Consider the following 22,917-nt stretch of genomic DNA (forward strand, 5'->3'; position numbering starts at 1 on the left):
CTCGCCCTCCCTGATGCATTATTCGCGAATCACCGTCACCGGTAATTCATCCGGTTTGAGCAGCCGGTACCAGACTTCACCGAAGGGCTGACAGCAATCAACCGAGCGACAACCAACACGCTCCTGCCCAATCACCCCTTTTCTCTGCCACAGAGCCATCATGGCATCCACCCCATCTTCAGTGAGGCCAAACTGCCGGGCCAATTGACGGCGACTCACCCGCCCGGACTGTTCAACCTGTGCCCTTAACTGATGCAGGATCATAACAGCACCCGCGTCAGCCCCTGCCCGCCCTGACGCTGGCCATAGCACTTCAAGGCAAGGACAACGAGGCCATTCAGTACCACTACTACCGCAATCCAGGTGGCACTGCTGCCGCTGCCCAGCTGTGCCACCTGATAACACAGGGTCGACAGACTGAAAGCCAGCCACATGGTCCACGCTGCGACCAACATTGCGAACCGGCGGCCAAACTCACGAGCATACGCCCCCATCGCCGCAACACAGGGGGTATAGAGCAAAATGAAAATCAGATAAGACAGCGCTGCCGCCTCACTGCTGAATCCGGTTCTGAGACTGTCATAGACCGAAACACTGACTCCCTGCTCGGATGCGGCTAAGGCAGAGTCATCTACATCACCCACGCTCATCCCCAGTGGATCACTGTAATTCAGTGCGGCCAGATTTTCAGGAACCGACAGTACAGCCGCCTGTAATCCGCCCCACAAATCATAGGGCGCATCGCTGCTGTCCTGCTTGGCATAAAGACTGTTGAGCGTTCCCACAACGGCTTCTTTGGCAAACAAACCCGTCATAATCCCGACCGTTGCCGGCCAGTTCTCTTGCTGAATCCCAAGGGGAGATAACAATGGCGTTGCAAGCTGTGCAGTTTTCGCCAGTACTGAATCCGGACTGTCTTCATGACCAAACGTCCCGTCCGTCCCGATTGAATTCAGGAAACTCAGTAAAGTCACCACCAGCACAATGGTTTTCCCGGCCCCCAGTACAAAGCGTTTGAGCTTGTGCCAGGTGAGCATCAGCACAGCACTCGTCTGGGGCCATTCATATCTTGGAATTTCCATGATCAACACTTCACTGGAGCCGGGCCAAAGCGTGTGCCTTAACAACAAGCCGGTCAGCACAGCGGCCAGAATCCCCGCCAGATAGAGTGCAAACACCAGATGCTGACCATGATGAGGAAAGAAAGCCGCCGCGAACAAAGCATAGACAGGTAAACGGGCACCGCAGGACATAAACGGAGCCATCGCAGCAGCCAACTGCCGCTCGCGCTCCTGCTCTAATGTCCGGGTTGCCATAATCGCGGGCACATTACAGCCAAAACCCAGCACCAGCGGGACAAAAGCTTTGCCGGGCAAACCGATTTTTTGCATCAGTTTGTCGAGTACGAATGCTGCCCGGGCCATATATCCCGAGCTTTCCAGCAAAGTGAGCATCAAATACAAACATGCAATGACCGGAATAAAGGTCGCCACGGTCTGAATGCCGCCTCCCATCCCGTCACATAAAATGGTCACCAGCCACGCAGGCAGGCGACCATCCAGCACATGATGTCCGCCATCGACCAGCACAATGCCCACACCGATATCGAAGAAATCAATCAAAGCGCTGCCAACATTGATCGAGACCAGAAACATCAGATACATCACCAGCATCAGAATTGGCAGCCCCAGCCAGGGGTGCAGCACCCAGCGATCAATCGTATCACTGGCCGCCAGACTGCACTGACCTTGCTGGCGTCGGACCTGAGTGCAGAGCTGATGCAGGAAACTGTATCGGGTTTCTGCAAAACTGATTTCAGGGTCTATCTGTGATGCGAGGTTCAACCGGCTTTGGTGCACTGCCTGCTGGAAGCCCTGGGTCTGTACGTCGAGTAGTAGATCATCCCCTTCCAGCATTCTGAGTGCTATCCCCCGCGCGGCAAGAAAGCGGTCACTTCCCGTTATGGTGGCCAGCCCGCTTTTCAGTAAAACCGCCACTTCCGCTTCAATCGCAGCCTCAAAGCGAGGGGGCGTTCGTCGCCCTTTGCTGACCTGCCAGTCAGGCGCAGCAAGCACCTGAGCCAGCTCACGCTTAAACGCGGCTACGGATTCAGCCTGATTCGCTGCAACGGTGAATACAGGGCAGCCTAAACACACAGCCAGTTGCTCTGTGTTTATCTGCTCACGATTCGCCTGCAATACATCCATTTTGTTCAGGACCACCACCACAGGCAAACCTAACTCCAGCAGTTGCAGGGTCAGATACAGTCCACGCTCAAGGCATGTGGCATCCACGACATTCAGCACAACATCGGCCGGTTCCGTCATCACCACCTGAGACGCAATCGCTTCATCCAGACCAGCCCCTGCGGCGTTGCTGTTCAATTGATAAAGCCCCGGCAGATCCGTCATCACATACTGACAGTCTTGCATTGTATATCGGCCTGTTTTCTTATCGACCGTGACCCCGGGCCAATTCCCGACTTTCTGGCGGGCACCGGTCAGGCCGTTAAACAAGGTCGTTTTACCACTGTTTGGGTTGCCAATGGTCAGCATGATATGAGAGGTCATTTCAGACAGACCTCGACGCAGTTGGCGATCCTTTTCTGAATGGCCAGATCGCCCCCTCTGAGACGGATCTGAATCGGATCACCCAATGGCGCACGGCGGATGAGCTGTACCGGGGTGTTTGGCAATAACCCCAGCGCGACAAGACGCTTTCGCTGTTCAGGTGGCAAGCCTGTAATATCCGAGATCACTCCATGATCTCCAACGGACAATTCAGATAAACGCATAAGAGACACTCAACAATAATCATTCTTATTATTAAGTGTCCATGAAGGACTTCAACGAGAACTTGATCGGTATCAAGATAGGCAGTGGATCAACTGAACACTATGTTTTCAATATTGAAAACATTCAGACAGATCTCTGAACGTTCTGAGGGACCAAAGATACGGGGCTTTTCACTGGGCCTGAAAAGAAAAACGCATCCTAGTTGGATGCGTTTTTGAGAGATTAGCCTGGCATGACAGCCAGCAGGTTCTGCCTTTCCCGGCTCGCCAGGTTGCGGTAACCGGAGCGGGCTTTGTTAGGTACAGGTTCCGCCTGAGGTAAAGGCACTTTCATTGCATTCACGGCCCGGTTGTATTTCAGCAATTCATAATGCAAATGCGGCCCGGTTGAACGACCGGTATTCCCGCTCAGCGCGATTCTGTCGCCCATCCGCACTTTCTGACCCTTTTTCACCAAAATTTTACTCAGGTGCAAATAACGGGTGGAATACTCACGGCCATGTTTGATCATGATGAAATTCCCGGCCAGCGGGTGCTTCTGTGCCTTCACAACCACACCATCCCCGGTTGCCAAAACCGGTGTGCCGATTGGCGTGGCAAAATCTGTCCCATTATGCGGTGACACCCGGTGAGTAATCGGATGCTTTCGGTGCGGATCAAATGAAGAACTGATCCGGAAGCGCTTCTGTGTTGGATAGCGATTCAGCGCCCGGTTCAGACTACGTCCGTCTTCATCGTAAAACTCACCATCGTCATAACGCATCGCAAACACTTCGTTCGAACCGTTCAGGTAATACAGTGCTTTCACTTCGCCCTGTCCGACAGCTTTGCCATCAATAAACTCACGTTCCAGCGTGATGGCAAAACGGTCGCCTTTCCGGGCATCTTTACCCAAATCAAAACGCCATTGCAGGGCTTTTACCAGTGTCTGAATCTGTGTTGGAGATAAACCGGCAGCGCGAGCCGACTGATAAAAACTTCCGGAAACACGGCCGGTGAGACGCACGGGTTTAAATTCACCCGTTCGTTCTACTTCCTGATGAGTATAACCGGTCGGCGACAGTACATAGGTGTCGGTGAGTTTCGGGCTGCGCTCAATGGAGAGTTCATTGATTCGCCCATCTTCATCCAGAGACCATTCGATGGCCTGGCCGACACGCAAAAACTGAATGGACTTATCCACTTCAATCAGGCGATACATATCGGCAAGTGGCAAGGCATACTGTGTAAAAATTTCACCCAGCGTTTCCCCGGAAGCCACCCGGTGTACATGGGCGATATCCGTTGCCTGATCCAGCTGCTGTTCCAGCTCATCTTTCGGGATCTGGAAATCCGGATCTTCCGGATCAAGGACCACGCCCAGCGGTTCACTGTTCTGTTCAGACAGCGAGATCACATCGTCAGTGACAATCTGTACTTCACGACGTGAATCCGAGTCGGCCCGAGAACCGTGAGACGGCGAGTGAATATTAGGCTGCCATACAAGGGCAGCCGCGACTAAAAGTGATGTTGAAGCAAGCGCAATTCGGTGTTGACGGGGAAGCTGTGAAAACCGTCTGGCTGCAACCGTTAATATTTTCATTGTTATTTAAGACATTCAGTAAAACTGCGTCCAAGCTCTTGCAGAAACAGGACATATCCTCCCTGTTCCATCGCAATATCCGTTGCCATCGGATCCAGGGTGCCAATCGTTATATCACTACCATGAATAACACTGTTAATGACCGCAGGTGAGAACTGCGGTTCCCTGAAAATGCATTGAACCTGAGATTCCTTTAACGTTTTGCGAATTTGAATCAAAGTTTTCGCACCCGGACGACGATCTGGTGACACAGTAAAATGCCCCAGATTATTTAAACCGAACGTTTCTTCAAAGTAACCATACGCATCATGAAATACGAAATAGCCTTTGTGCTGCAAAGGTTGTAATTGTTGCTTCAGGTTCAGTACAGTTTCATGGACACTGGTAGTGAACCGAGACAGGTTAGCCTCATATTGCGCGCGATTCAACGGGTCGGCATCAATCAATGCAGTGGTGATCACTTTTGCGGCCTGAATTGCCTGCTCCGGACCCAGCCACAGGTGCGGATCTGCGCCGTGATGATGGTGACCATGTGCATCATGATCCCCATGTTCAGCATGAGCTTCTTCATACTCTCGCAGTGTAATCCCGGGTTGCGCCGTCAATGCAATCGCATTCTTTTTGTCTCCGAGCAGCTTGGTCAGAAATGATTCCAGCTCCGGACCAACCCAGATCACCAGATCTGCGTTGTTCACCTTTTCAACATCCGAAGGACGCAATGCATAATCATGGGGAGAGCTGCCAGCAGGTAATAAAGTTTCGCTGGTCCCCCCATCTGCCACCAATTCCTGTACAATCAGGCTCAACGGATGCACTGTGGTCACAACATGCATTTCTTTGGCTGAAACGGTAAACGTCATCAAACATGCGATGGCACAACACCAGTTCCTTAAACGTGACATGATACAACCTTAAAAATATTCAATGAAAAGACAATTGAGAATGTTATAATATAACACCTCAAGATAGCAATGAGATTCAATCCTTTTATGGCCACTGCAACGCCCGCCAAGCCCTTGGTAGAACTTCAAAAGGTTACCGTGAATGCCGCCGGACGCCACATTTTGGATCAGGTTTCGCTTCAGTTAGAGCGAGGCCAGATCACGACATTGATTGGTCCGAATGGTGCTGGTAAGTCCACATTGGTGAAAGTGATCACCGGATTGCGCAAACCCACTTCAGGCCGTGTCCTGCGCGCCAAAGGGGTTCGGATCGGCTATGTGCCGCAAAAACTCCAGCTTAATAATGCGCTGCCGATGACCGTCGACCGCTTTATGGCTCTGGCTGGCCGCTACAGTGCTGAGCAGCGGCTGGATGCACTGACGCTTGCCGGAAGCGCTCATCTGGTTCACAGCGACATGCACAGCCTCTCCGGCGGCGAAATGCAGCGCGTGCTGCTTTCCCGTGCGCTGCTGCAGAATCCGGATCTGCTGGTTCTGGATGAACCGGTTCAGGGTGTTGATGTGAACGGACAACTTGAGTTGTACAGCCTGATTCAGTCCCTGCGGGACACACTGGACTGCGCAATTTTGATGGTGTCGCACGATTTACACCTGGTGATGGCGAAAACCGATCATGTCATTTGCCTGCAGCACCATGTGTGTTGCTCCGGAGAACCGGAGTCCATCACCAGCCACCCGTCCTATGTTGCCCTGTTTGGCCGCCAGCAGAGTGAACAACTGGCACTGTATCACCATCATCACAACCACGAACACGATCTGGGTGGCAGCCCGGTTGGTCCATGTCAACACGGAAACCACGATGCTTGAATTTATGTTACCTGCCTTTGCCGCAGGGATTGGCATTTCGATGCTGGCCGGACCTTTAGGCTCTTTTGTGGTGTGGCGAAAAATGGCCTATTTTGGCGATACACTTTCCCATGCCTCACTGCTTGGGATCGCGCTTGGCTTTTTGTTCAACATCAACCTGAATCTGGCCCTGATGATTTGCTGCCTGACTTTAGCGGTGATTCTGGTCAGCTTGCAAAAACAACGCGTGATCGCCACTGATACTTTATTGGGTATCCTTGCGCACAGCGCTTTATCCCTGGGTCTGGTCGCCATCAGCTTTATGGATCATATTCGCATTGATCTGATGGCGTACCTGTTCGGAGATCTGCTGGCTGTATCAACAGAAGATCTGATTTGGATTTACGGGGGTGGCGCTCTGGTACTGGGTCTGCTCATTGTACTGTGGCGTCCACTGCTGTCGATGACCATCAACGAAGACCTGGCGCAGGTCGAAGGCGTGAATGTTGAACTGATGCGATTATTGCTGATGCTGATGGTCGGCATGGTGATTGCCGTCGCGATGAAATTTGTCGGTGCAATTATTATCACGTCATTGCTGATCATACCGCCGGCAACGGCACGACGCTTTTCCAGAAGCCCAGAGAGCATGGCTGTCCTTGCCACTGTGATTGGCTGTATTTCTGTATTTCTCGGGTTGTCAATGTCCTGGCATTATGACACCCCGGCAGGTCCCTCTGTTGTGGTTTCAGCAGCGTTCTTATTCCTGCTGAGCCAAATGAAACGCTCGGAAGCCTAACGTAAAAAAGAGCGGTGTTTATCCTGACAGGCCTGCTTAATACTCAGCGTGGCCTCAAGCCTGCTTGACTGAGACATAAAGTCAAGCAGGCACTGGTAATACGCTTTATCTTTATCCGTCAGCAAAATGTTATCCAGATACAATTCCCGACAGGCATTCAGCAGCCAGGTAATGGCTGCCGGTTCTTCAGCCGGAGACACATATTGCAGGACACAGTCATTGTATTGCTGCCGCTCATCTTCAAAGCTCACAGCCATAGCCTGCATCTGGATCAAACCGACACAAAGCCATCCAACCCCTGCGAGAAACTTCATCATACATTCCCGAACGTCCCCTTCAACTAAGCATAGCTGAAGGGGATCCCTGTTTGGCATGCATGAAAAAACCGGGCGCAACAAGCACCCGGTTTTTTCGGTTTCAGTGTCTGAGACTGCAATGTTTAATACATGCTTTCACTGGCCCGCGCTTCAGATTCCGACTGGAATGAAAAGAACGGTTTTCTTTGCTCTAACTGCAGGAGCAGTTCTTCTTTCAGAGAAGGATCCAGCAGTGTCCAGTGACAACCTTCAACTGCACCTGCAAACATCCACAATAACTTCTGATCGACATTTTTGCCCTGCGTTTGTTTCACCATCAGGTACGACTCTACCGCACCCATCTGATAGAAACTGTCCACATCGGCAATACCCGCTTTCTTCATCATTCGCTCAAGCGTCAGCCTGAGGTTGGGTAAATCACGTAACCGGCGGTTACGCGCAGCACCCTTCATCACCTTTTCTTTCAATGCAATCGCAATAGAGCTTTGCACCAAATCCGCACAAAGCGCAGGCTGTGAAGCATAAACAGACGTAATGTCGTAATAATTCACGATTGCCACGGTACTTCGTTTTACGTGCTTAAATTTTCGGCATCCTAATTCAAGCAGCTGATGATCTAATTTTTCACCACCACGAATATAGAACTTGCCATTTGACAACAGAGCGTACATCGCTCCCTGAACGAAGATACCAGTTCCGCCAAACATAGAACGTTGTTCATTTGGTACAAAGGTATCCAGGTAATCAATGAATGTTTCTTTAATGAGTGACACAGCATTATTCCCAAAATTATTCTTCGTTATCGATTTAAAACCAACGCCAACTATCATATGCAACCATGGCACAGGGAAATTATAAATTCCACATATGAAACAATGCACAAATAAAAGTGTGATATTTCACATGTTATCTTGCAACAAGGAGTGTAATCTCGGCCTTGCTGTAGAATTTATCAACAAGCATTACGAGGGTGGAACCCGTCATTTTACGCGACACAAGATCGTGCTCTCCGGTCAAAGCGACTAAGGTTAAGGAAGAACAAGGGGGAAAATATGCCTGAAATTGCTTTACTTCCATCCGTAAATCATGTCTTACCCGATGGAAAGCTCGAAATCACCATTGCCGAACAGCGGTATCAGCGAATGTTGAAGGAATCCATAGAAGGATTACGTGATTTCGCATTGTGCATGCGAAGCGATGAAGAGGATGGTGACGAGAACATCACCCGCATTCCTGCCATTGCAACTCAGGTCAGTGTGGTAGATTTTAATGCATTAGAGAATGGCCTGCTGAGCATCATTGTAGAAGGGAAAAGAAAAATCAGAATCTTATCGGTCAAACGCGAAACAGACGATCTACTCACGGCGGATTATCTTCCTTTTCGGGCATGGCCACCTATCCCATTAGCCACCAAACACGAGTGTCTGGTTGAAAAGCTCAAACTATTTTTCGCCAGCATGCCTGAAATTGGTGCGCACTATCAGCACGGGGAATTTGATAACCTCAGTTGGGTCTGCCAACGCTGGATTGAATGTCTGCCACTGGAAGTTCATTATAAACAATTGCTTATTGCTCAGGATTCGCCATCGCTGACTGCTCGATTCTTGCTCAAGTTATTAGATAATCAACAATTATTTGACGATGATATCAACTAATCCTTACTTTGTTCTCAAAAATCACCTCACTTAGTGTACTCAACTCATCTGACCAAGATAAAATCATTACAAATCTCTTATGTTATATATCCCTCATGTCGCATGTATCTTTTTTCTGGTTAAAACCCGAAAACGACAAATTTTTGACAGGCTTGCAGTCGGAATTTCACGCTCTTGTGAAAAATGCCATCAAGACCAACCGTCTGAAGCTCCCGCCGATCCCCGATGTTCTGGTTGAACTTCAGGCACTGTGTAACCGGGAAGATTCGACGATCCGTGATGCAGCCAATGTCTTACTCAATGATCCAGGAATGGCCGCCACGGTGATCAAAACATCCAATACCATGATGTTTAACCGCAGAAATATTGTTTGTCATGATATTCAAACCGCCGTGAGCAGGCTGGGTATTCTCCGCGTCAGAGATATCATCACAGCCAAAGCGGTTCTGGATATCAAGCTCAACAGTAGCTTCGACTATGAATGCAAAACGCTGCTGTTAAAAAGCGCAGCGCAATCCCGACGATTGGCTGGCTCAATGGCACTGATCACGCAACATTTGCTGAGCCACCGGCCTGAATTAAAAATCGAGCCGGAAAAAGCACTCCTTTCCGGTTTGTTTGCCGACATTGGCCTTTTTAGTCTGATTCATGAATATCAGCATTACTTAGATCACGGGAATTTCCTCGATATCACATTTGCTAAATATGTTTTCGAACATTGCTGTAATAAAGCCAGTTTAGATATTCTCAAGCATTGGGGATTTGATCAGGATTATCTGGAAGTCGCCAGTAACAAACGTATTTTCCCGGATTATAAAAGAGAAGATGACATCACTTATTTAGATGTCGCCCGCATGGCGAATCACTTGCTGCTATTTAAAGAAGATGATGACGCCATTGAAGAACATGACGTTGAACTGGATCTGACTGGTGCTGAAGTCATGTATGACCTGACAAATCTGCCGGACGCAGAATTTAACCAACAAATCAATCATGTGCTGCTAGCCAGTGGATTTTAATCTGCAACACTGAATCTCCAGCGACAATCTCTGCCTGTCTGCGCTGTGTACAAACAGCGCTCTATTGACCATTCATTAAACAGCCTGATAAGCTTCCGGATGCATGAACAGCCGTGTATACCACTGCGCCATCAAACGGACTCTTATCGGCCGTATTGCACCCTTTTCCATGCAACCCGCACACCCACATCTTTGTAAGGATACTCATGTTTTCAGGAATGCTATTTATTTTCCTTCCTCTTATTATCGGCTATCTGATTCCAGTCAAAAAAGAGTCCGTACTTGCTTTTATCAATGCGCAAACCTCCCGGCTGGTTCTGGTTATACTGGCCCTGATGGGACTCAGCCTGGCCGGACTGGACAATCTGGGAGAAAACCTCAGCCAGATTTTGCTGTATACACTCACCTTTTTTCTCTGTATCAGTGTGTGTAACCTGCTGGTGCTTCCCTTACTGGACAAGCGCTTTCCCATGACAACTCAGCACGGTCATCAGCAGCTTCCCAAGGCTAAAATGCTGCTCGAATCGGTCAAGCTGATTCTGGTTGTGGCAGCCGGGCTTCTGGCTGGCCTGCTGCTGAACATGGACCTGAGCTGGGTTGACCAGGCCAGTGAAATCATTTTATTGGTTCTGCTGTTTTTAATTGGCATCCAGTTGAGAAACAGCGGCATGACTCTCAAGCAAATCCTGCTCAATCGTCAGGGCATGATGATTGCGTTGGTGATGATCACAACTTCCCTGATCGGTGGACTGATTGCTGCCTGGATGCTGAATATCCCTGTCACGCACGGATTGGCGATGGCGTCCGGGTTTGGCTGGTACTCTCTGGCGGGGATTTTAATGGGAGACGGGCTAGGGCCGGTCTATGGCGGCGCTGCTTTTCTCAATGAACTCATGCGTGAACTCATTGCATTAACTATGATTCCTGCACTCATTTCCCGCTACCCGAATACGGCAATTGGGTATGCCGGTGCAACAGCCATGGACTTTACCTTACCTGTCATTCAAAACTGTGGCGGAATCCGCTGCGTTCCGATTGCCATCGTCAGTGGATTTATTCTGAGTTTACTGGTGCCCGTGCTGATGCTGTTCTTTCTGTCGCTTTAATGTTCCAGATGCCAAATTCCCTGCAATGAAAAAAGCCTGGCAAGAGCCAGGCTTTCAACAGATTAGATTTCAGTATCGGATTACGCGTTGTTGCGAATCCACTCATCCATTTCTGTGCGCAGGTTATCCGATTTCGTTCCGAAAATCGCCTGTACGCCGCCCGAGACAACCACCACACCGGCTGCACCCAAGCGCTTGAGTTTGTCCTGATCAACAATGGCCGTGTCTGCAACACTCACACGCAAACGTGTAATACATGCATCGAGGTTTGTGATATTGGCTTTGCCACCAAAGGCTTCCACCAGTTCACCGGCCAGCTCAGACCCACCGACTGTCGCAGCTTCGGCTGATTCTTCTTCACGGCCAGGGGTTTTCAGATCCAGCGCACGAATAACGAAGGTGAAAACCACGTAGTACAGCACTGCGTAACCCAGACCCAACACCACCAGCAGCCACACATTATCAGCACGAGGCATCTGGACAATGAAGTCGATAAAACCATTCGAGAACGTATGACCATGCACCACACCCAGCGCATTGGTCAGCACATAAGCCAGACCCGCCAGCAGCGCGTGAATACCATACAGGACCGGGGCGATGAACAGGAAAGAGAACTCAATCGGTTCGGTTATCCCGGTCAGGAAAGAGGTCAGGGCTGCAGAGGCCATGATGCCCATGACTTTGGCACGGTTTTCCGGCTTCGCACAATGCGCAATGGCAAAGGCTGCTGCTGGCAGACCAAACATTTTGAACAGGTAACCCCCTGCAAGCTGGCCAAAACCATTTCCAGCTGCACGTGATGCGTCATCAGCGGTCAGGAAACAAGTCATGATGCCGCGTACTGCTTCGCCGTCTCCATTCACACAACTACCCGCTTCATAGAAGAAGGGAACATTCCAGATATGGTGCAGACCAAAAGGAATCAGAGAACGTTCAACCACACCGTAAATACCGAATGCCATCACTGGGTTTTGGTTTGCAGCCCAGTCAGAGAAAGTCGCAATGGCTTGTCCGATCGGTGGCCAGATAAATGACAGAACGACACCCAATACAATCGATAGGAAACCGGTAATAATTGGCACGGCGCGTTTGCCGGCAAAGAAACCAAGATATTCAGGCAACTGAATTTTGAAGAAACGATTAAAGGCCCAGGCAGCAACACCACCCGCCAGAATACCGCCCAGAACACCGGTGTCGATTTTATCAACACCCATCACGTCAGCCATCACTTTTAGCGTGGCAACCATGATGCCGTAACCCACGATGGCCGACAGACCTGCCACACCATCATTTTTCGTAAAGCCCAGCGCAACACCCACAGCAAACAGCAGTGCCATCTGGCTGAAAACTGAACCACCCGCCTGTTCCATCAGGTGAGAAACGACTTCTGGCAACCAGCTGAAATTAGCCGCCCCTACACCTAACAGAATACCTGCTACCGGCAGAACCGATACAGGCAGCATCAGCGCCTTACCGACTTTCTGCAGGTTAGCAAAAAAGTTCTTAAACATATTGTGCTCCTGAGTGAGATGTTTACTACGTATTCAGCGGTTACCAGCGACCTACCCCCGTAGTCATAATGCTAGCACCACTCGTTTTTATTGTTCGGCATAAGTATAAAATGCGGCGCCAAATATAACGTGACAATTATCAAGAATACCAACGGATCGTGAAAGTTAATTTCACTTTGACGGGTGGATCACAGTCAGGAAAAAGTAAGAAATACGCCAAAATACAAGGACTTTAACTTTAAAATCAGTCTGTTACGAAAACACCAACTCACAATAAATGAATGTAATTATATTTCACTTTTGTAACCCATGTTTCTTCATGTAACGAAACAACATTTGCAGTATTTAGCGCTTTCCTGCTTTAAAAAAGAGGAGCAACGTAATGAAGATCAAATATAAAAGCAATACATAAACGAAAGGTGTAAAAAAAGGAGCTTTCGCTCCTTTTCTCTGAGGTTCATTGTTTTGCGTGCGAAAAAAGTCTGAAGAAGTTTTCGGTTGAAACTCTGGCAACCTCCTCTCCGGAAACGCCTTTCAGCAAACCAATATAGTCCGCCACTTCTTTCACATAAGCGGGCTGATTTTCTTTGCCACGATAGGGTACTGGCGCCAGATACGGTGAATCCGTTTCCACCAGTAGGCGTTCCAGCGGTAAGCGGCTCACTACATCTTTCAGCTCAGCCGCTTTATTGAAGGTCACAATCCCAGAAATGGAGATGTAAAAGCCCAGTTCCATGGCAGCTTCAGCCATCTCCAGACTTTCGGTAAAGCAGTGCAGTACACCACCGCAACGCGCTGCCCCTTCTTCTTTCAGAATCTGAATCGTATCTTCCCGTGCCATCCGGGTATGAATAATCAGCGGCTTATTTAATTCAACGGCCAGACGAATATGCTGACGGAAAATTTCCTGCTGCTGTTCAGCCAGTTCCGGCTGATAATGATAATCCAGACCGGTTTCACCAATCGCAACCACTTTGTCGTTGCTGGCGTATTCCTTCAGCTTGTCGTAATCAAAACCAGCCTCAATATCTAACGGATGCACACCACAAGACGCAAACACATGATTGAATGGTGCAATCATGTCCATCATGGTCGGAAAGCTTTTCAGTGTGACACCAACGGACAGAAAATGAGTGACGCCGCGTGCTTCCGCTTTCGCCAGTACATCCGCGACATCCGTATGCAACTCGTTATAATTGAGTTTGTCGAGGTGGCAATGTGAATCTACTAACACCTGAATATCCTCTCAATGTTTCGGTGTATTGACATCCACCACCGAGTGGCACTGCAGACTCTGGCAGACAGGCCCTCGGAGGGATGAATTATGGTGCCGGGATAAACCCCGACAGCCAGTCCGTAATCAGCAGCTCATGATTCAGACCTGAATGCGATTCCAGTTCTCGGATTAACGCATTCAACGCCTGGATCTGCTGCAATAAAGTTTGCTGATTCACTTGCGTGGCAACCTGCTGAACCAACACAGCAGATTCAGCATGAATCAGATAATTGACAGCGCCCTGATGGACTTTCAGACAGTCAACCAAAAAGTAGCTCAACCATCGCAGACTCAGCAGCCCATCCTTCATACAGGCTTCAGTCACGCTGAACAAGCCCGTATGCGGCGGCGTCAGAAACTGGTGCAACCCTTCCAGCAAATGCTGATGCCGGATGTTTTGTCCCTGCTCAATAAAGTGTAAAACAGCCAGGGGCGCACAACCGTTCAGCCGGACATCTTCCCACTTGATTGATTGCATGAGCTGGCTTTCCACCCAGCGTTTCACGTTTTGCTCAGATGGAATTTGTAACCGCCACTTATTACAGCGACTGTTGATGGTGGGTAACAACCGATCCAACTCAGACGTGGTGAGAATAAACTGGCAGTTTGCCGGCGGCTCTTCCAGAGTTTTGAGCAATGCATTGGCTGCAGCCTCACCCATGGATTCAGCCTGCTCAATCACCACCACACGCTTCCCACCTAACTGCGATGTTTCCCACGCCCAGTGATTACATTGCCGGATGGCATCAATGCTAATTGCTTTCCCCTCCAGAGGGCGGATAACATGACAATCCGGATGGGTTTCTGCAGTAAACAACTGGCAACTGTGGCATAAACCGCAAGATTCAGTCACGCCATTCTGACATAACACCGTCTGCGCCAGTTGCCGAACCAGCGCTTCACGGCCAAAGCCCGCCGGTGACACAAGTAACATGGCATGATGCATCCGCTCCTGAGACAACAATTGTTGCCATTGCTGCCAAAGCGTTGTCAGCCAGGGATAACTCATACGATCTCCTGCTGCGCCAGCCAGTGTTTCAGCTGTTGCTGGATCTCGGCGGTCACCGCTTCAAGGCTTTGCGATGCATCCACGATGATCACTTTTGGCTGATGTTGCGACAAGGCCAGAAAGCGCGCTCGGGTCCGTTCAAAAAAGGAGAGGTCCATTTTCTCTATCCGGTCCAGCGCACCGCGGCCACGGGCCCGCTGCAGCCCAAGAGCCGGGTCGATATCCATATAAATGGTCAGATCCGGTTCGAAATCCCCCAGCACCATGGTTTTGATATCGGCCATGAGCTGCGTATCAAAACCACGACCGCCCCCCTGATATGCCTGAGAAGACATGTCATGCCGATCGCCGACAACCCACTTTCCCGCCTTGAGTGCAGGTTGAATAACATGCTCCACCAACTGGCTGCGCGCGGCATATAGCAGCAACAATTCAGCCATATCCGTGAGCGGTTCATCCGGATGGCCTTCTTTCACCAGCGTACGCATCTGCTCCGCCAGCGGCGTACCGCCCGGCTCACGCGTCGATTCAATGTCTTGGATCCCTTGTTCCGTCAGAATCTTAATAACCGTTGCAATGGCAGTGCTCTTCCCGGCACCTTCCAGGCCTTCAATGACGATAAATTTTCCGTTCATTATTGTTTGAGTATCTTTAAATATTGACGAACAGCGCGATTGTGTTCGCTCAGAGTTTTCGAAAAAGTATGACCGCCTTTACCGTCAGCCACGAAATAGTAATAGTTGGTTTGCGCCGGTTTTACCGCTGCCAGAACAGAAGCAGCACTTGGCATCGCAATCGGTGTCGGCGGCAGACCAAAAATAGTGTACGTGTTATATGGCGTCGGCGTCCGCAAGTCCTTCCGGCGTATATTGCCGTCAAACTTATCTCCCATACCATAAATCACCGTTGGATCCGTTTGCAGGCGCATCCCTTTATGCAGGCGATTCATAAAAACAGAAGACACTTTGGCACGTTCTTCATCGACGGCCGTTTCTTTCTCGATGATCGATGCCATGATCAATACTTCATACGGGTTTTTCAGCGGGATCGACGCATCCCGGTCTTCCCAGGCAGAGCCCAGTAATTGTGTCATATGGCCATAAGCGCGCTTCAGCAACGCCAGATCTGAGGTGCCGGCAGTGTAATGGTAAGTCTCGGGCAGCAGGTAGCCTTCCAGCTTTTCTACATCCGCGCCAATGGCTTTGGCAATGTCGGCTTCCGTCATTTGCGCCGTCTCATGTTTCAGCATCGGCGCATTTTCCAGCTCATTCAGCCAGTCGGTAAACCGATCACCTTCAAGCAGTGTGATCGAGAATTGATATTCCTTACCAGATGCAACGGTAACCAAAACATCCTTTAGCGTCCGGGCCCGTTCGATAGAATAAGTGCCCGCTTTGATTCGCGCCAGAGTCGGGTCAATCCGGCCAACCCAACGTGTCCAGGGCGATTCAGCAATCACCCCCATTTGAGTCAACTGGTAGATCAGCCCCCGAAACGTTGTTCCCGGTCTGACCGTCAGGTACGGTTCTTCTAACTGAGCAACGGGCTGATCAATACTGGCTTTTACCTGAAGATATGCCCAGCCCACACCACCTGCCAGAATTGCTCCCAGCAGAACGAACACCAATGCCAACTTTTTTAGCACGAGTACAACCTCTTCGTTATCGCTTCTAACGCACGCCGTTCTTGGTACGTTTTATGTTGAATTTTCGTCACGGGCACCAAAGCCATGAGCGCATTAGTAATAAAGACTTCATCTGCGCAAAGCAAGTCATCCAGTGTGCTTTTCACATACTCCAGACAAAACCCCAGTGCAGCGGCCAGTTCACAGACATGTGCCCGCATCAAGCCATGAACACCAGCCAGGCTGAGCTCGGGGGTATACAGCGTATTTCCTTTTCGCCAGAAAATGTTCGAAGCGCAGGTTTCCGCGACATCACCATTCGCATCCAGCACCACGGCATCCAGCCAGCCATTTGCATCAATTTCCTGCTTGAGCAGCACCTGCTCAAGCCGATTCGCATGCTTCAGGCCAGCCAGCATCGGAGACAAACCAAGCCGCTGACGGCAAACACCCAACTCGATGCCTTCTTGCTGCCACTGGGCATAATGCGCAGGCCAGGGAAAATCGGACACCACGACCTGAGTGTTCTGGCATCCGGCCGGACTATAGCCCCGGCCACCAGCCCCGCGACTGACGAATACCTTAATCACACCTTTGTGCGGATATCCTTGCGCCAAAGACATGACTGTCTCTGTTATGTGCGACCACTCGGGCGCAGCAATGTTCAGCTTTTGCAGCGACAGCTTCAGCCGGGTTAAATGTTGTGACCAAAGCCTCGGGGCACCCTGCTCGACCAGAATCGTAGTAAAACAGCCATCCCCATATTGGAAAGCCCGATCAGCGACGCTCATTTTGTCGGTTTCAACACCGTTGATCCACACCATCGGATACCCCATAAAAAAACGGCCCGGTCATTCAACCGGGCCGTTCAGCATAACAGATTTGGCTTAGATTTTCTTGAACAGAAGCGAGCCGTTTGTACCGCCAAAGCCGAAGGAGTTACACAATGCATACTCCATCTTCACTTGGCGTGCTTCGCCTGGTACGTAGTCCAGATCACAACCTTCGTCTGGGTTTTCCAGGTTGATCGTTGGCGGTACCGCCTGATCAACCAGAGACATCACCGTAATAATTGATTCAACAGAACCCGCAGCACCCAACAGGTGGCCTGTCATCGATTTCGTCGATGAAACCAGTACGTGATTGACTGCATTACCCAGCGCACGCTTAATGCCCAGGGTTTCAGCGACATCACCAGCAGGGGTTGAAGTACCGTGAGCATTCACGTAACCCACTTGATCAGGACGGATACCAGCATCGCGAATCGCAGCTTCCATCGCCAGAGCACCACCTGAACCATCCGCGCTTGGAGACGTCATGTGGTAAGCATCGCCACTCATACCAAAGCCGACCAGTTCTGCATAGATTTTCGCACCGCGCGCTTTGGCGTGCTCATACTCTTCCAGAACCATCATACCGGCGCCATCGCCCAGTACGAAACCGTCACGCTCTTTGTCCCAAGGACGAGATGCGCCCTGAGGATCATCGTTACGGGTAGACAGTGCCTTCGCTGCAGCGAAACCACCCATACCCAGTGGCGTTGATGCTTTCTCTGCACCACCGGCCAGCATCATCTCTGCATCGCCGTATGCAATCATACGTGCAGCATGACCAATGTTATGCAAGCCAGTCGTACAGGCTGTAGAAATTGCAATATTCGGACCGCGAAGACCGTACATAATCGACAGGTGACCTGCGATCATATTCACGATCGTTGACGGCACGAAGAATGGGCTAATTTTGCGCGGGCCTTTTTCCAGCATTGCCTGGTGATTCTGCTCAATCAGACCCAGACCACCGATACCTGAACCAATCGCCACACCAAAACGGCTAGCGTTATCTTCGCTGACTTCAATACCAGAGTCTTTCAGCGCCTGAATACCAGCGGCCACGCCGTACTGGATGAACAGGTCCATTTTACGGGCATCTTTTTTGGACATGTAGTCTTCACAGTTGAAGTCTTTGACCATACCTGCAAAACGGGTTGCAAAATCAGTCGTATCGAAGTGCTCAATATTGCTGATACCACTCTGGCCAGCCAGTAAGGCTTTCCATGAAGATTCGACAGTATTGCCAACTGGTGACAGCATACCCATACCAGTTACAACTACGCGACGCTTTGACACGATTTATATCTCCGGGAATGAAGGATTAACTTGAATGCTTAAATGAAATCAGGCGGTCATGGAGACCGCCTGGAAGTGTTCGTGAGAATTACTCAGCAGAAGCGCTCAGAACGTAGTTGATCGCTGCCTGAACTGTTGTGATTTTCTCAGCTTCTTCGTCTGGAATTTCTGTGTCGAATTCTTCTTCCAGAGCCATTACCAGCTCAACAGTATCCAGAGAGTCAGCACCCAGATCGTCAACGAAAGAAGCTTCGTTCTTTACTTCAGACTCATCTACGCCCAGCTGCTCAACGATGATTTTTTTTACGCGTTCTTCGATGTTGCTCATACTAATCTATTTCCTTAAACAAGAGTTCGCTTTTGCGATTTGCTGTAGTTTATTCATTACTGTAAAAGTTGCAACACTAAGGGTGCTGGTCAAACCACGATTCTGCGTGAAATCTACCTGAGTTTGACTTGCATCCAAAAAGATTTCAACTTTTTTGCTTAAATCATGTACATGCCGCCGTTCACATGCAGCGTTTCGCCGGTTACGTAACCAGCATCGTCAGAAGCTAAAAATGCAACTGCTGCTGCAATTTCACGCGGCTCACCCAAACGACCTGCCGGAACAGCAGACAGCGTGGAGGCACGTTGATCATCATTCAGCGCTTTGGTCATATCGGTTTCGATGAAACCAGGCGCTACTGCATTTACAGTAATTCCGCGCGAAGCCACTTCGCGTGCCATCGATTTGGTAAAACCAATCAGGCCAGCTTTGGCTGCAGAATAGTTGGTCTGTCCTGCATTCCCCATGGTACCCACCACAGAGCCAATGCTGATAATACGGCCATAACGTTTTTTCATCATTGACCGTAGCACAGCTTTCGACAGACGGAAAATTGAGGTCAGGTTGGTGTCAATAATGTCCTGCCACTCGTCATCTTTCATCCGCATCAGCAGATTGTCACGTGTGATACCAGCGTTGTTCACCAGAATATCAACTTCACCGAATTCGTCTTTGATCTGCTTCAGGACGGCTTCAATTGACTCAGGAGAAGTCACATTCAGTGCCAAACCTTTACCGTGCTCACCCAGATAAGCGCTGATCGCTTCTGCGCCGCTTTCTGAAGTTGCTGTACCAATCACAGTCGCACCGCGTTCAACCAGAATTTCGGCAATTGCGCGACCAATACCACGGCTTGCACCTGTTACCAGAGCAACTTTACCTTGCAGGCTCATGTTTATTCCTCTTTATATAGCACTGTCTTTGTTCGACAGGCTGATGAAAAATTTCCCCATAGCGTGATTCTTGTTCTGTGCCACGGAAAAATGTGAATTACTTCGCGGCCGCCAAACTTGCTGAATCGTTCACAGCAGCGCCATTCAGTGACTTATCAATCCGCTTGGTCAGACCCGTCAGGACTTTACCCGGGCCGACCTCCAGCAACAGCGCAACACCTTCCGCAGCCATACGCTCAACAGTTTCAGTCCAGCGAACCGGGCCATACAACTGCTTCACCAGCGCCAGCTTCATCGCAGCCGGATCGGTTTCAGTCGCGACATCTGCATTGTTGATCACTGGAATGGCCGGTGTGTTGAACGCAATGGATTCCAATGCTTGCGCCAGTTTCTCGGCCGCAGGTTTCATTAGTTCACAGTGGGAAGGCACAGAAACAGGCAGCGGCAGTGCACGCTTGGCGCCAGCGGCCTTACACAACTCATTGGCACGCTCAACCGCAGCTTTGTGGCCCGCAATCACCACCTGACCCGGTGAGTTGAAGTTCACCGGAGCAACCACTTCGCCCTGCGCCGCTTCTTCACAAGCTTTTGCGATGGCGTCGTTGTCCAGACCAATAATGGCTGACATGGCACCCACACCTGCGGGTACAGCTTCCTGCATCAGTTGACCACGCAGCTCAACCAGCTTCACGGCATCTTTAAAATCCAGCACACCAGCACACACCAGCGCAGAATATTCACCCAGGCTGTGACCGGCCAGAACGGCAGGCTGTGCACCGCCTTCAGCCTGCCACACACGCCAGATCGCAACAGATGCAGTCAGCAATGCAGGCTGGGTACGATGTGTTTCATTGAGTGCTTCAGCAGGTCCGTTCTGAACCAGTGCCCACAGGTCGTAACCCAGAACTTCAGATGCTTCGGCAAACGTTTGTTGGACGCTTTCATATTGTTCAGCCAGCTCTGCCAGCATACCGACAGCCTGAGAACCCTGCCCAGGAAAAACAATCGCGAACTTAGACATTCAGAAATCCTTCTACAAAGAGAAATGGCATCAAAGATGCCATCATTGTTGCGGCTGCGGGTCGGACATGGAAACATGCGTCCCGTGCCACAGTATTAAAATTATGCATTTCAATCAGAATTTGACTAATGCCGAGCCCCAGGTGAAACCACCACCAAAGGCTTCCAGCAATAGCATCTGTCCTCGCTGAATCCGGCCATCACGCACAGCTTCATCCAGTGCAGCAGGGACAGTCGCGGCTGAGGTATTGCCTTGTTTATCCAGCGTCACCACAACCTGATCCATCGACATCGACAGCTTTTTGGCCGTCGCTGTAATGATTCTTAAATTCGCCTGATGTGGTACCAGCCAGTCCAGCTCAGACTTATCCATGTTGTTGGCTACTAAGGTATCTTTCACCAGGTTAGACAGCTGTGTCACCGCCACCTTAAAGACTTCGTTGCCTGCCATATAGAGCCACTTGTCACAGTCAAAGCTTTCACCATGCTCAGGCACGGCAAGGCTCAGCAAGCCACCAAAATGGCCGTCGGCATGCAGGTGGGTCGAAATGATACCGGCTTCTTCGCTGGCCCCCAGGACCACGGCACCAGCACCATCACCAAACAAAATGATCGTTGAACGATCATCCGGGTCACACTTGTGTGACAGGGCATCTGCGCCAATCACCAGCACATGTTTCGCCATACCGGTTTTAATATGCTGATCAGCCACGCTCAAGGCATAAACGAATCCAGAGCATGCTGCTGCCAGATCAAACGCCGGACAACCTTTCACACCCAGCATGCCCTGCACCTGACAGGCGGCAGAAGGAAACGCATGGCTGGCGGAAGTTGTCGCCACAATAATCAGATCAATGTCTTCAGCCGAGACACCGGCCATTTCCATAGCACGGGTGGAGGCATGGTAGCCCATGACTGCGACCGTCTCTTCTTCAGAGGCAATTCGGCGTTCACGGATACCCGTACGGGCAACAATCCACTCGTCACTGGTATCCACCATTTTTTCCAGATCCGCATTGGTGCGAACCTGTTGTGGCAGGTAGCTGCCTGTACCTAAAATTCTGCTATACATGAAGACTAATAATGCCTCTCAAGTAGTACGTGTTCCAAACGGTCACTAATTCTTGTCGGTATCTTCCGCTTGATTTCATGTACTGCTTCACCAATCGCATTGGTAAAGGCAGCAATATCAGCACTTCCATGGCTTTTCACGACAATACCGCGCAATCCTAACAGACTTGCGCCATTGTACTGGTCGGGGTTCAGGCTTTGCAGCTCTCGGAACAGGTCACGAAACAGCCACTTAGCCAAAATACGTTTCAGCGGATGCTGGCTGACCGCACGTTTAAAGCTGTCTATAAAGAGATTAGCAACCCCTTCGCTGGTTTTCAGGCTCACATTGCCGACAAACCCATCACAGACAATCACATCAGCCTTGCCATCATAAAGCTCATTGCCCTCAACGTATCCAATATAATGGACATCTTGGGAGCGACTTAGCATAGAGGCACAGCGTTTGACGAGATCATTGCCTTTAATTTCTTCTGAACCAATATTGAGCAAAGCAACTCTGGGCGGACGCCCGGTCATTTCCTGTTCAGCCAACACAGAGCCCATCACCGCAAACTGAAATAAGGTATCAGCGTCACAAGACACATTTGCGCCCAGATCAAGCAGCCAGGTTTTTCCGCCTGTGCGGCTAGGAATGGCAGAAACCAGTGCCGGACGCTCTACGCCAGGGAGTTGTTTCAGAGAATAACGGGCCAGCGCCATTAAGGCACCGGTATTGCCAGCACTCACGCAGGCATCGGCTTCGCCTTCAGCGACAGCGTCTAAAGCACGGCGCATTGAGGAGCCCTGACTCTGACGCAAAGCTTGCGACGGACGCGTATGATCCGCAATCGCATGATCGCAGTGAACAATAGTTAAACGGGGATGATGAAGATGGTTCAGAGACGAGAGTTGTGTGGTGATTGCACTCTGATCACCATAGAGCAGCAGATTTAGCGACGGGTATTGTAACAGTGCCTGCACGGCGGCAGGCACTGTTACCTGAGGACCGAAATCCCCACCCATTGCATCAAGTGCAACGGTTAGACCAGTCAAGGCT

General features: G+C 50.2%; 24 protein-coding genes. 5 read left to right on the top strand and 19 right to left on the bottom strand.

Going from position 1 to position 22,917, the window contains the following annotated elements; all coding sequences use genetic code 11:
- Positions 1-18: 18 nt before the first annotated feature.
- The 5 genes from Q4579_RS05865 to znuA form a co-directional block, all read right to left on the bottom strand.
- Complete coding sequence (locus Q4579_RS05865; RefSeq protein WP_303562426.1) at positions 19-264, bottom strand: FeoC-like transcriptional regulator; 246 nt, start codon at positions 262-264, stop codon at positions 19-21.
- Positions 261-2,570 (bottom strand): Fe(2+) transporter permease subunit FeoB, encoded by a 2,310-nt coding sequence (feoB, locus tag Q4579_RS05870; RefSeq protein ID WP_303562428.1) that lies wholly within the window; start codon positions 2,568-2,570, stop codon positions 261-263. Before feoB ends, Q4579_RS05865 begins: the two co-directional genes overlap by 4 nt.
- On the bottom strand, positions 2,567-2,794 hold the full coding sequence (locus Q4579_RS05875; protein WP_303562429.1) for a FeoA family protein: 228 nt from the start codon (positions 2,792-2,794) through the stop codon (positions 2,567-2,569). Before Q4579_RS05875 ends, feoB begins: the two co-directional genes overlap by 4 nt.
- Before the next feature lie 223 nt (positions 2,795-3,017).
- Entirely contained in the window at positions 3,018-4,376 is a 1,359-nt protein-coding gene (gene mepM, locus Q4579_RS05880) for a murein DD-endopeptidase MepM (RefSeq protein ID WP_303562430.1), read from the bottom strand.
- A 2-nt stretch (positions 4,377-4,378) separates the two neighbouring features.
- Positions 4,379-5,278 (bottom strand): zinc ABC transporter substrate-binding protein ZnuA, encoded by a 900-nt coding sequence (gene znuA, locus Q4579_RS05885; RefSeq protein ID WP_303562432.1) that lies wholly within the window; start codon positions 5,276-5,278, stop codon positions 4,379-4,381.
- Between the two features lie 87 nt (positions 5,279-5,365).
- Here znuA and znuC point away from each other — a divergent pair, with 87 nt between their 5' ends.
- A complete protein-coding gene (gene znuC / locus Q4579_RS05890) occupies positions 5,366-6,145 on the top strand; it encodes a zinc ABC transporter ATP-binding protein ZnuC (RefSeq protein ID WP_303562434.1) in 780 nt (259 codons plus the stop codon).
- Positions 6,138-6,923, top strand: a complete 786-nt coding sequence (znuB, locus tag Q4579_RS05895; RefSeq protein ID WP_303562435.1) for a zinc ABC transporter permease subunit ZnuB — start codon at positions 6,138-6,140, stop codon at positions 6,921-6,923. Before znuC ends, znuB begins: the two co-directional genes overlap by 8 nt.
- Here the strand turns inward: znuB and Q4579_RS05900 are convergent.
- Positions 6,920-7,237, bottom strand: coding sequence for a VF_A0006 family four-cysteine protein (locus tag Q4579_RS05900; RefSeq protein WP_303562437.1), 318 nt, complete (start codon positions 7,235-7,237; stop codon positions 6,920-6,922). The two genes, znuB and Q4579_RS05900, sit on opposite strands and share 4 nt — an antisense overlap.
- A gap of 125 nt (positions 7,238-7,362) precedes the next feature.
- Positions 7,363-8,013, bottom strand: coding sequence for a TfoX/Sxy family DNA transformation protein (locus tag Q4579_RS05905; protein WP_303562438.1), 651 nt, complete (start codon positions 8,011-8,013; stop codon positions 7,363-7,365).
- 279 nt (positions 8,014-8,292) lie between these two features.
- On the opposite strand from Q4579_RS05905, the gene Q4579_RS05910 reads away from it, so the two are divergent.
- The 3 genes from Q4579_RS05910 to Q4579_RS05920 all read left to right on the top strand — a co-directional run bounded on the left by Q4579_RS05910 (position 8,293) and on the right by Q4579_RS05920 (position 11,020).
- A complete protein-coding gene (locus Q4579_RS05910; protein ID WP_303562440.1) occupies positions 8,293-8,895 on the top strand; it encodes an LON peptidase substrate-binding domain-containing protein in 603 nt (200 codons plus the stop codon).
- Between the two features lie 95 nt (positions 8,896-8,990).
- Positions 8,991-9,914: an HDOD domain-containing protein gene (locus Q4579_RS05915; RefSeq protein ID WP_303562441.1), complete on the top strand. Its 924-nt coding sequence runs from the start codon at positions 8,991-8,993 to the stop codon at positions 9,912-9,914.
- Between the two features lie 206 nt (positions 9,915-10,120).
- On the top strand, positions 10,121-11,020 hold the full coding sequence (locus Q4579_RS05920; RefSeq protein WP_303562443.1) for a lysine exporter LysO family protein: 900 nt from the start codon (positions 10,121-10,123) through the stop codon (positions 11,018-11,020).
- An 80-nt stretch (positions 11,021-11,100) separates the two neighbouring features.
- Here the strand turns inward: Q4579_RS05920 and ptsG are convergent, their stop codons facing one another.
- The 12 genes from ptsG to plsX all read right to left on the bottom strand — a co-directional run bounded on the left by ptsG (position 11,101) and on the right by plsX (position 22,913).
- A complete protein-coding gene (gene ptsG / locus Q4579_RS05925) occupies positions 11,101-12,531 on the bottom strand; it encodes a PTS glucose transporter subunit IIBC (protein ID WP_303562444.1) in 1,431 nt (476 codons plus the stop codon).
- Between the two features lie 457 nt (positions 12,532-12,988).
- Entirely contained in the window at positions 12,989-13,765 is a 777-nt protein-coding gene (locus Q4579_RS05930; RefSeq protein WP_303562445.1) for a TatD family hydrolase, read from the bottom strand.
- A gap of 88 nt (positions 13,766-13,853) precedes the next feature.
- A complete protein-coding gene (holB, locus tag Q4579_RS05935) occupies positions 13,854-14,816 on the bottom strand; it encodes a DNA polymerase III subunit delta' (RefSeq protein ID WP_303562447.1) in 963 nt (320 codons plus the stop codon).
- Positions 14,813-15,451 carry a dTMP kinase gene (gene tmk, locus Q4579_RS05940; protein WP_303562448.1) on the bottom strand — a complete coding sequence of 213 codons (639 nt, stop codon included), beginning with the start codon at positions 15,449-15,451 and terminating at the stop codon, positions 14,813-14,815. Before tmk ends, holB begins: the two co-directional genes overlap by 4 nt.
- On the bottom strand, positions 15,451-16,461 hold the full coding sequence (mltG, locus tag Q4579_RS05945; protein ID WP_303562450.1) for an endolytic transglycosylase MltG: 1,011 nt from the start codon (positions 16,459-16,461) through the stop codon (positions 15,451-15,453). Before mltG ends, tmk begins: the two co-directional genes overlap by 1 nt.
- Positions 16,455-17,264 (bottom strand): aminodeoxychorismate lyase, encoded by an 810-nt coding sequence (gene pabC, locus Q4579_RS05950; RefSeq protein ID WP_303562452.1) that lies wholly within the window; start codon positions 17,262-17,264, stop codon positions 16,455-16,457. Before pabC ends, mltG begins: the two co-directional genes overlap by 7 nt.
- Before the next feature lie 63 nt (positions 17,265-17,327).
- Positions 17,328-18,566, bottom strand: a complete 1,239-nt coding sequence (fabF, locus tag Q4579_RS05955; protein WP_303562454.1) for a beta-ketoacyl-ACP synthase II — start codon at positions 18,564-18,566, stop codon at positions 17,328-17,330.
- A gap of 88 nt (positions 18,567-18,654) precedes the next feature.
- A complete protein-coding gene (acpP, locus tag Q4579_RS05960) occupies positions 18,655-18,894 on the bottom strand; it encodes an acyl carrier protein (protein ID WP_211647559.1) in 240 nt (79 codons plus the stop codon).
- 158 nt (positions 18,895-19,052) lie between these two features.
- The gene (fabG, locus tag Q4579_RS05965) at positions 19,053-19,787 is read right to left on the bottom strand and encodes a 3-oxoacyl-ACP reductase FabG (protein WP_211647558.1); all 735 of its coding nucleotides are present in this window, start codon (positions 19,785-19,787) and stop codon (positions 19,053-19,055) included.
- A gap of 97 nt (positions 19,788-19,884) precedes the next feature.
- Positions 19,885-20,808 (bottom strand): ACP S-malonyltransferase, encoded by a 924-nt coding sequence (fabD, locus tag Q4579_RS05970; protein WP_303562457.1) that lies wholly within the window; start codon positions 20,806-20,808, stop codon positions 19,885-19,887.
- A gap of 114 nt (positions 20,809-20,922) precedes the next feature.
- On the bottom strand, positions 20,923-21,879 hold the full coding sequence (locus Q4579_RS05975) for a beta-ketoacyl-ACP synthase III (protein ID WP_303562459.1): 957 nt from the start codon (positions 21,877-21,879) through the stop codon (positions 20,923-20,925).
- Between the two features lie 5 nt (positions 21,880-21,884).
- Positions 21,885-22,913: a phosphate acyltransferase PlsX gene (gene plsX, locus Q4579_RS05980; protein WP_211647555.1), complete on the bottom strand. Its 1,029-nt coding sequence runs from the start codon at positions 22,911-22,913 to the stop codon at positions 21,885-21,887.
- Between the last annotated feature and the right edge of the window lie 4 nt (positions 22,914-22,917).

The organism is Photobacterium sp. 1_MG-2023 (assembly GCF_030547945.1).
Classification (GTDB): domain Bacteria; phylum Pseudomonadota; class Gammaproteobacteria; order Enterobacterales; family Vibrionaceae; genus Photobacterium.

Bases quoted from the DNA above. Each gene is read 5' to 3' on its own strand.
- fabG (WP_211647558.1), bottom strand. From the start codon at position 19,787: ATGAGCCTGCAAGGTAAAGTTGCTCTGGTAACAGGTGCAAGCCGTGGT.
- Q4579_RS05875 (WP_303562429.1), bottom strand. From the start codon at position 2,794: ATGCGTTTATCTGAATTGTCCGTTGGAGATCATGGAGTGATCTCGGAT.
- pabC (WP_303562452.1), bottom strand. From the start codon at position 17,264: ATGGTGTGGATCAACGGTGTTGAAACCGACAAAATGAGCGTCGCTGAT.
- feoB (WP_303562428.1), bottom strand. From the start codon at position 2,570: ATGACCTCTCATATCATGCTGACCATTGGCAACCCAAACAGTGGTAAA.
- znuC (WP_303562434.1), top strand. From the start codon at position 5,366: ATGGCCACTGCAACGCCCGCCAAGCCCTTGGTAGAACTTCAAAAGGTT.
- tmk (WP_303562448.1), bottom strand. From the start codon at position 15,451: ATGAACGGAAAATTTATCGTCATTGAAGGCCTGGAAGGTGCCGGGAAG.
- holB (WP_303562447.1), bottom strand. From the start codon at position 14,816: ATGAGTTATCCCTGGCTGACAACGCTTTGGCAGCAATGGCAACAATTG.
- mepM (WP_303562430.1), bottom strand. From the start codon at position 4,376: ATGAAAATATTAACGGTTGCAGCCAGACGGTTTTCACAGCTTCCCCGT.
- Q4579_RS05975 (WP_303562459.1), bottom strand. From the start codon at position 21,879: ATGTATAGCAGAATTTTAGGTACAGGCAGCTACCTGCCACAACAGGTT.
- znuB (WP_303562435.1), top strand. From the start codon at position 6,138: ATGCTTGAATTTATGTTACCTGCCTTTGCCGCAGGGATTGGCATTTCG.
- Q4579_RS05910 (WP_303562440.1), top strand. From the start codon at position 8,293: ATGCCTGAAATTGCTTTACTTCCATCCGTAAATCATGTCTTACCCGAT.
- Q4579_RS05915 (WP_303562441.1), top strand. From the start codon at position 8,991: ATGTCGCATGTATCTTTTTTCTGGTTAAAACCCGAAAACGACAAATTT.
- Q4579_RS05920 (WP_303562443.1), top strand. From the start codon at position 10,121: ATGTTTTCAGGAATGCTATTTATTTTCCTTCCTCTTATTATCGGCTAT.
- acpP (WP_211647559.1), bottom strand. From the start codon at position 18,894: ATGAGCAACATCGAAGAACGCGTAAAAAAAATCATCGTTGAGCAGCTG.
- fabD (WP_303562457.1), bottom strand. From the start codon at position 20,808: ATGTCTAAGTTCGCGATTGTTTTTCCTGGGCAGGGTTCTCAGGCTGTC.
- ptsG (WP_303562444.1), bottom strand. From the start codon at position 12,531: ATGTTTAAGAACTTTTTTGCTAACCTGCAGAAAGTCGGTAAGGCGCTG.
- znuA (WP_303562432.1), bottom strand. From the start codon at position 5,278: ATGTCACGTTTAAGGAACTGGTGTTGTGCCATCGCATGTTTGATGACG.
- Q4579_RS05900 (WP_303562437.1), bottom strand. From the start codon at position 7,237: ATGAAGTTTCTCGCAGGGGTTGGATGGCTTTGTGTCGGTTTGATCCAG.
- Q4579_RS05865 (WP_303562426.1), bottom strand. From the start codon at position 264: ATGATCCTGCATCAGTTAAGGGCACAGGTTGAACAGTCCGGGCGGGTG.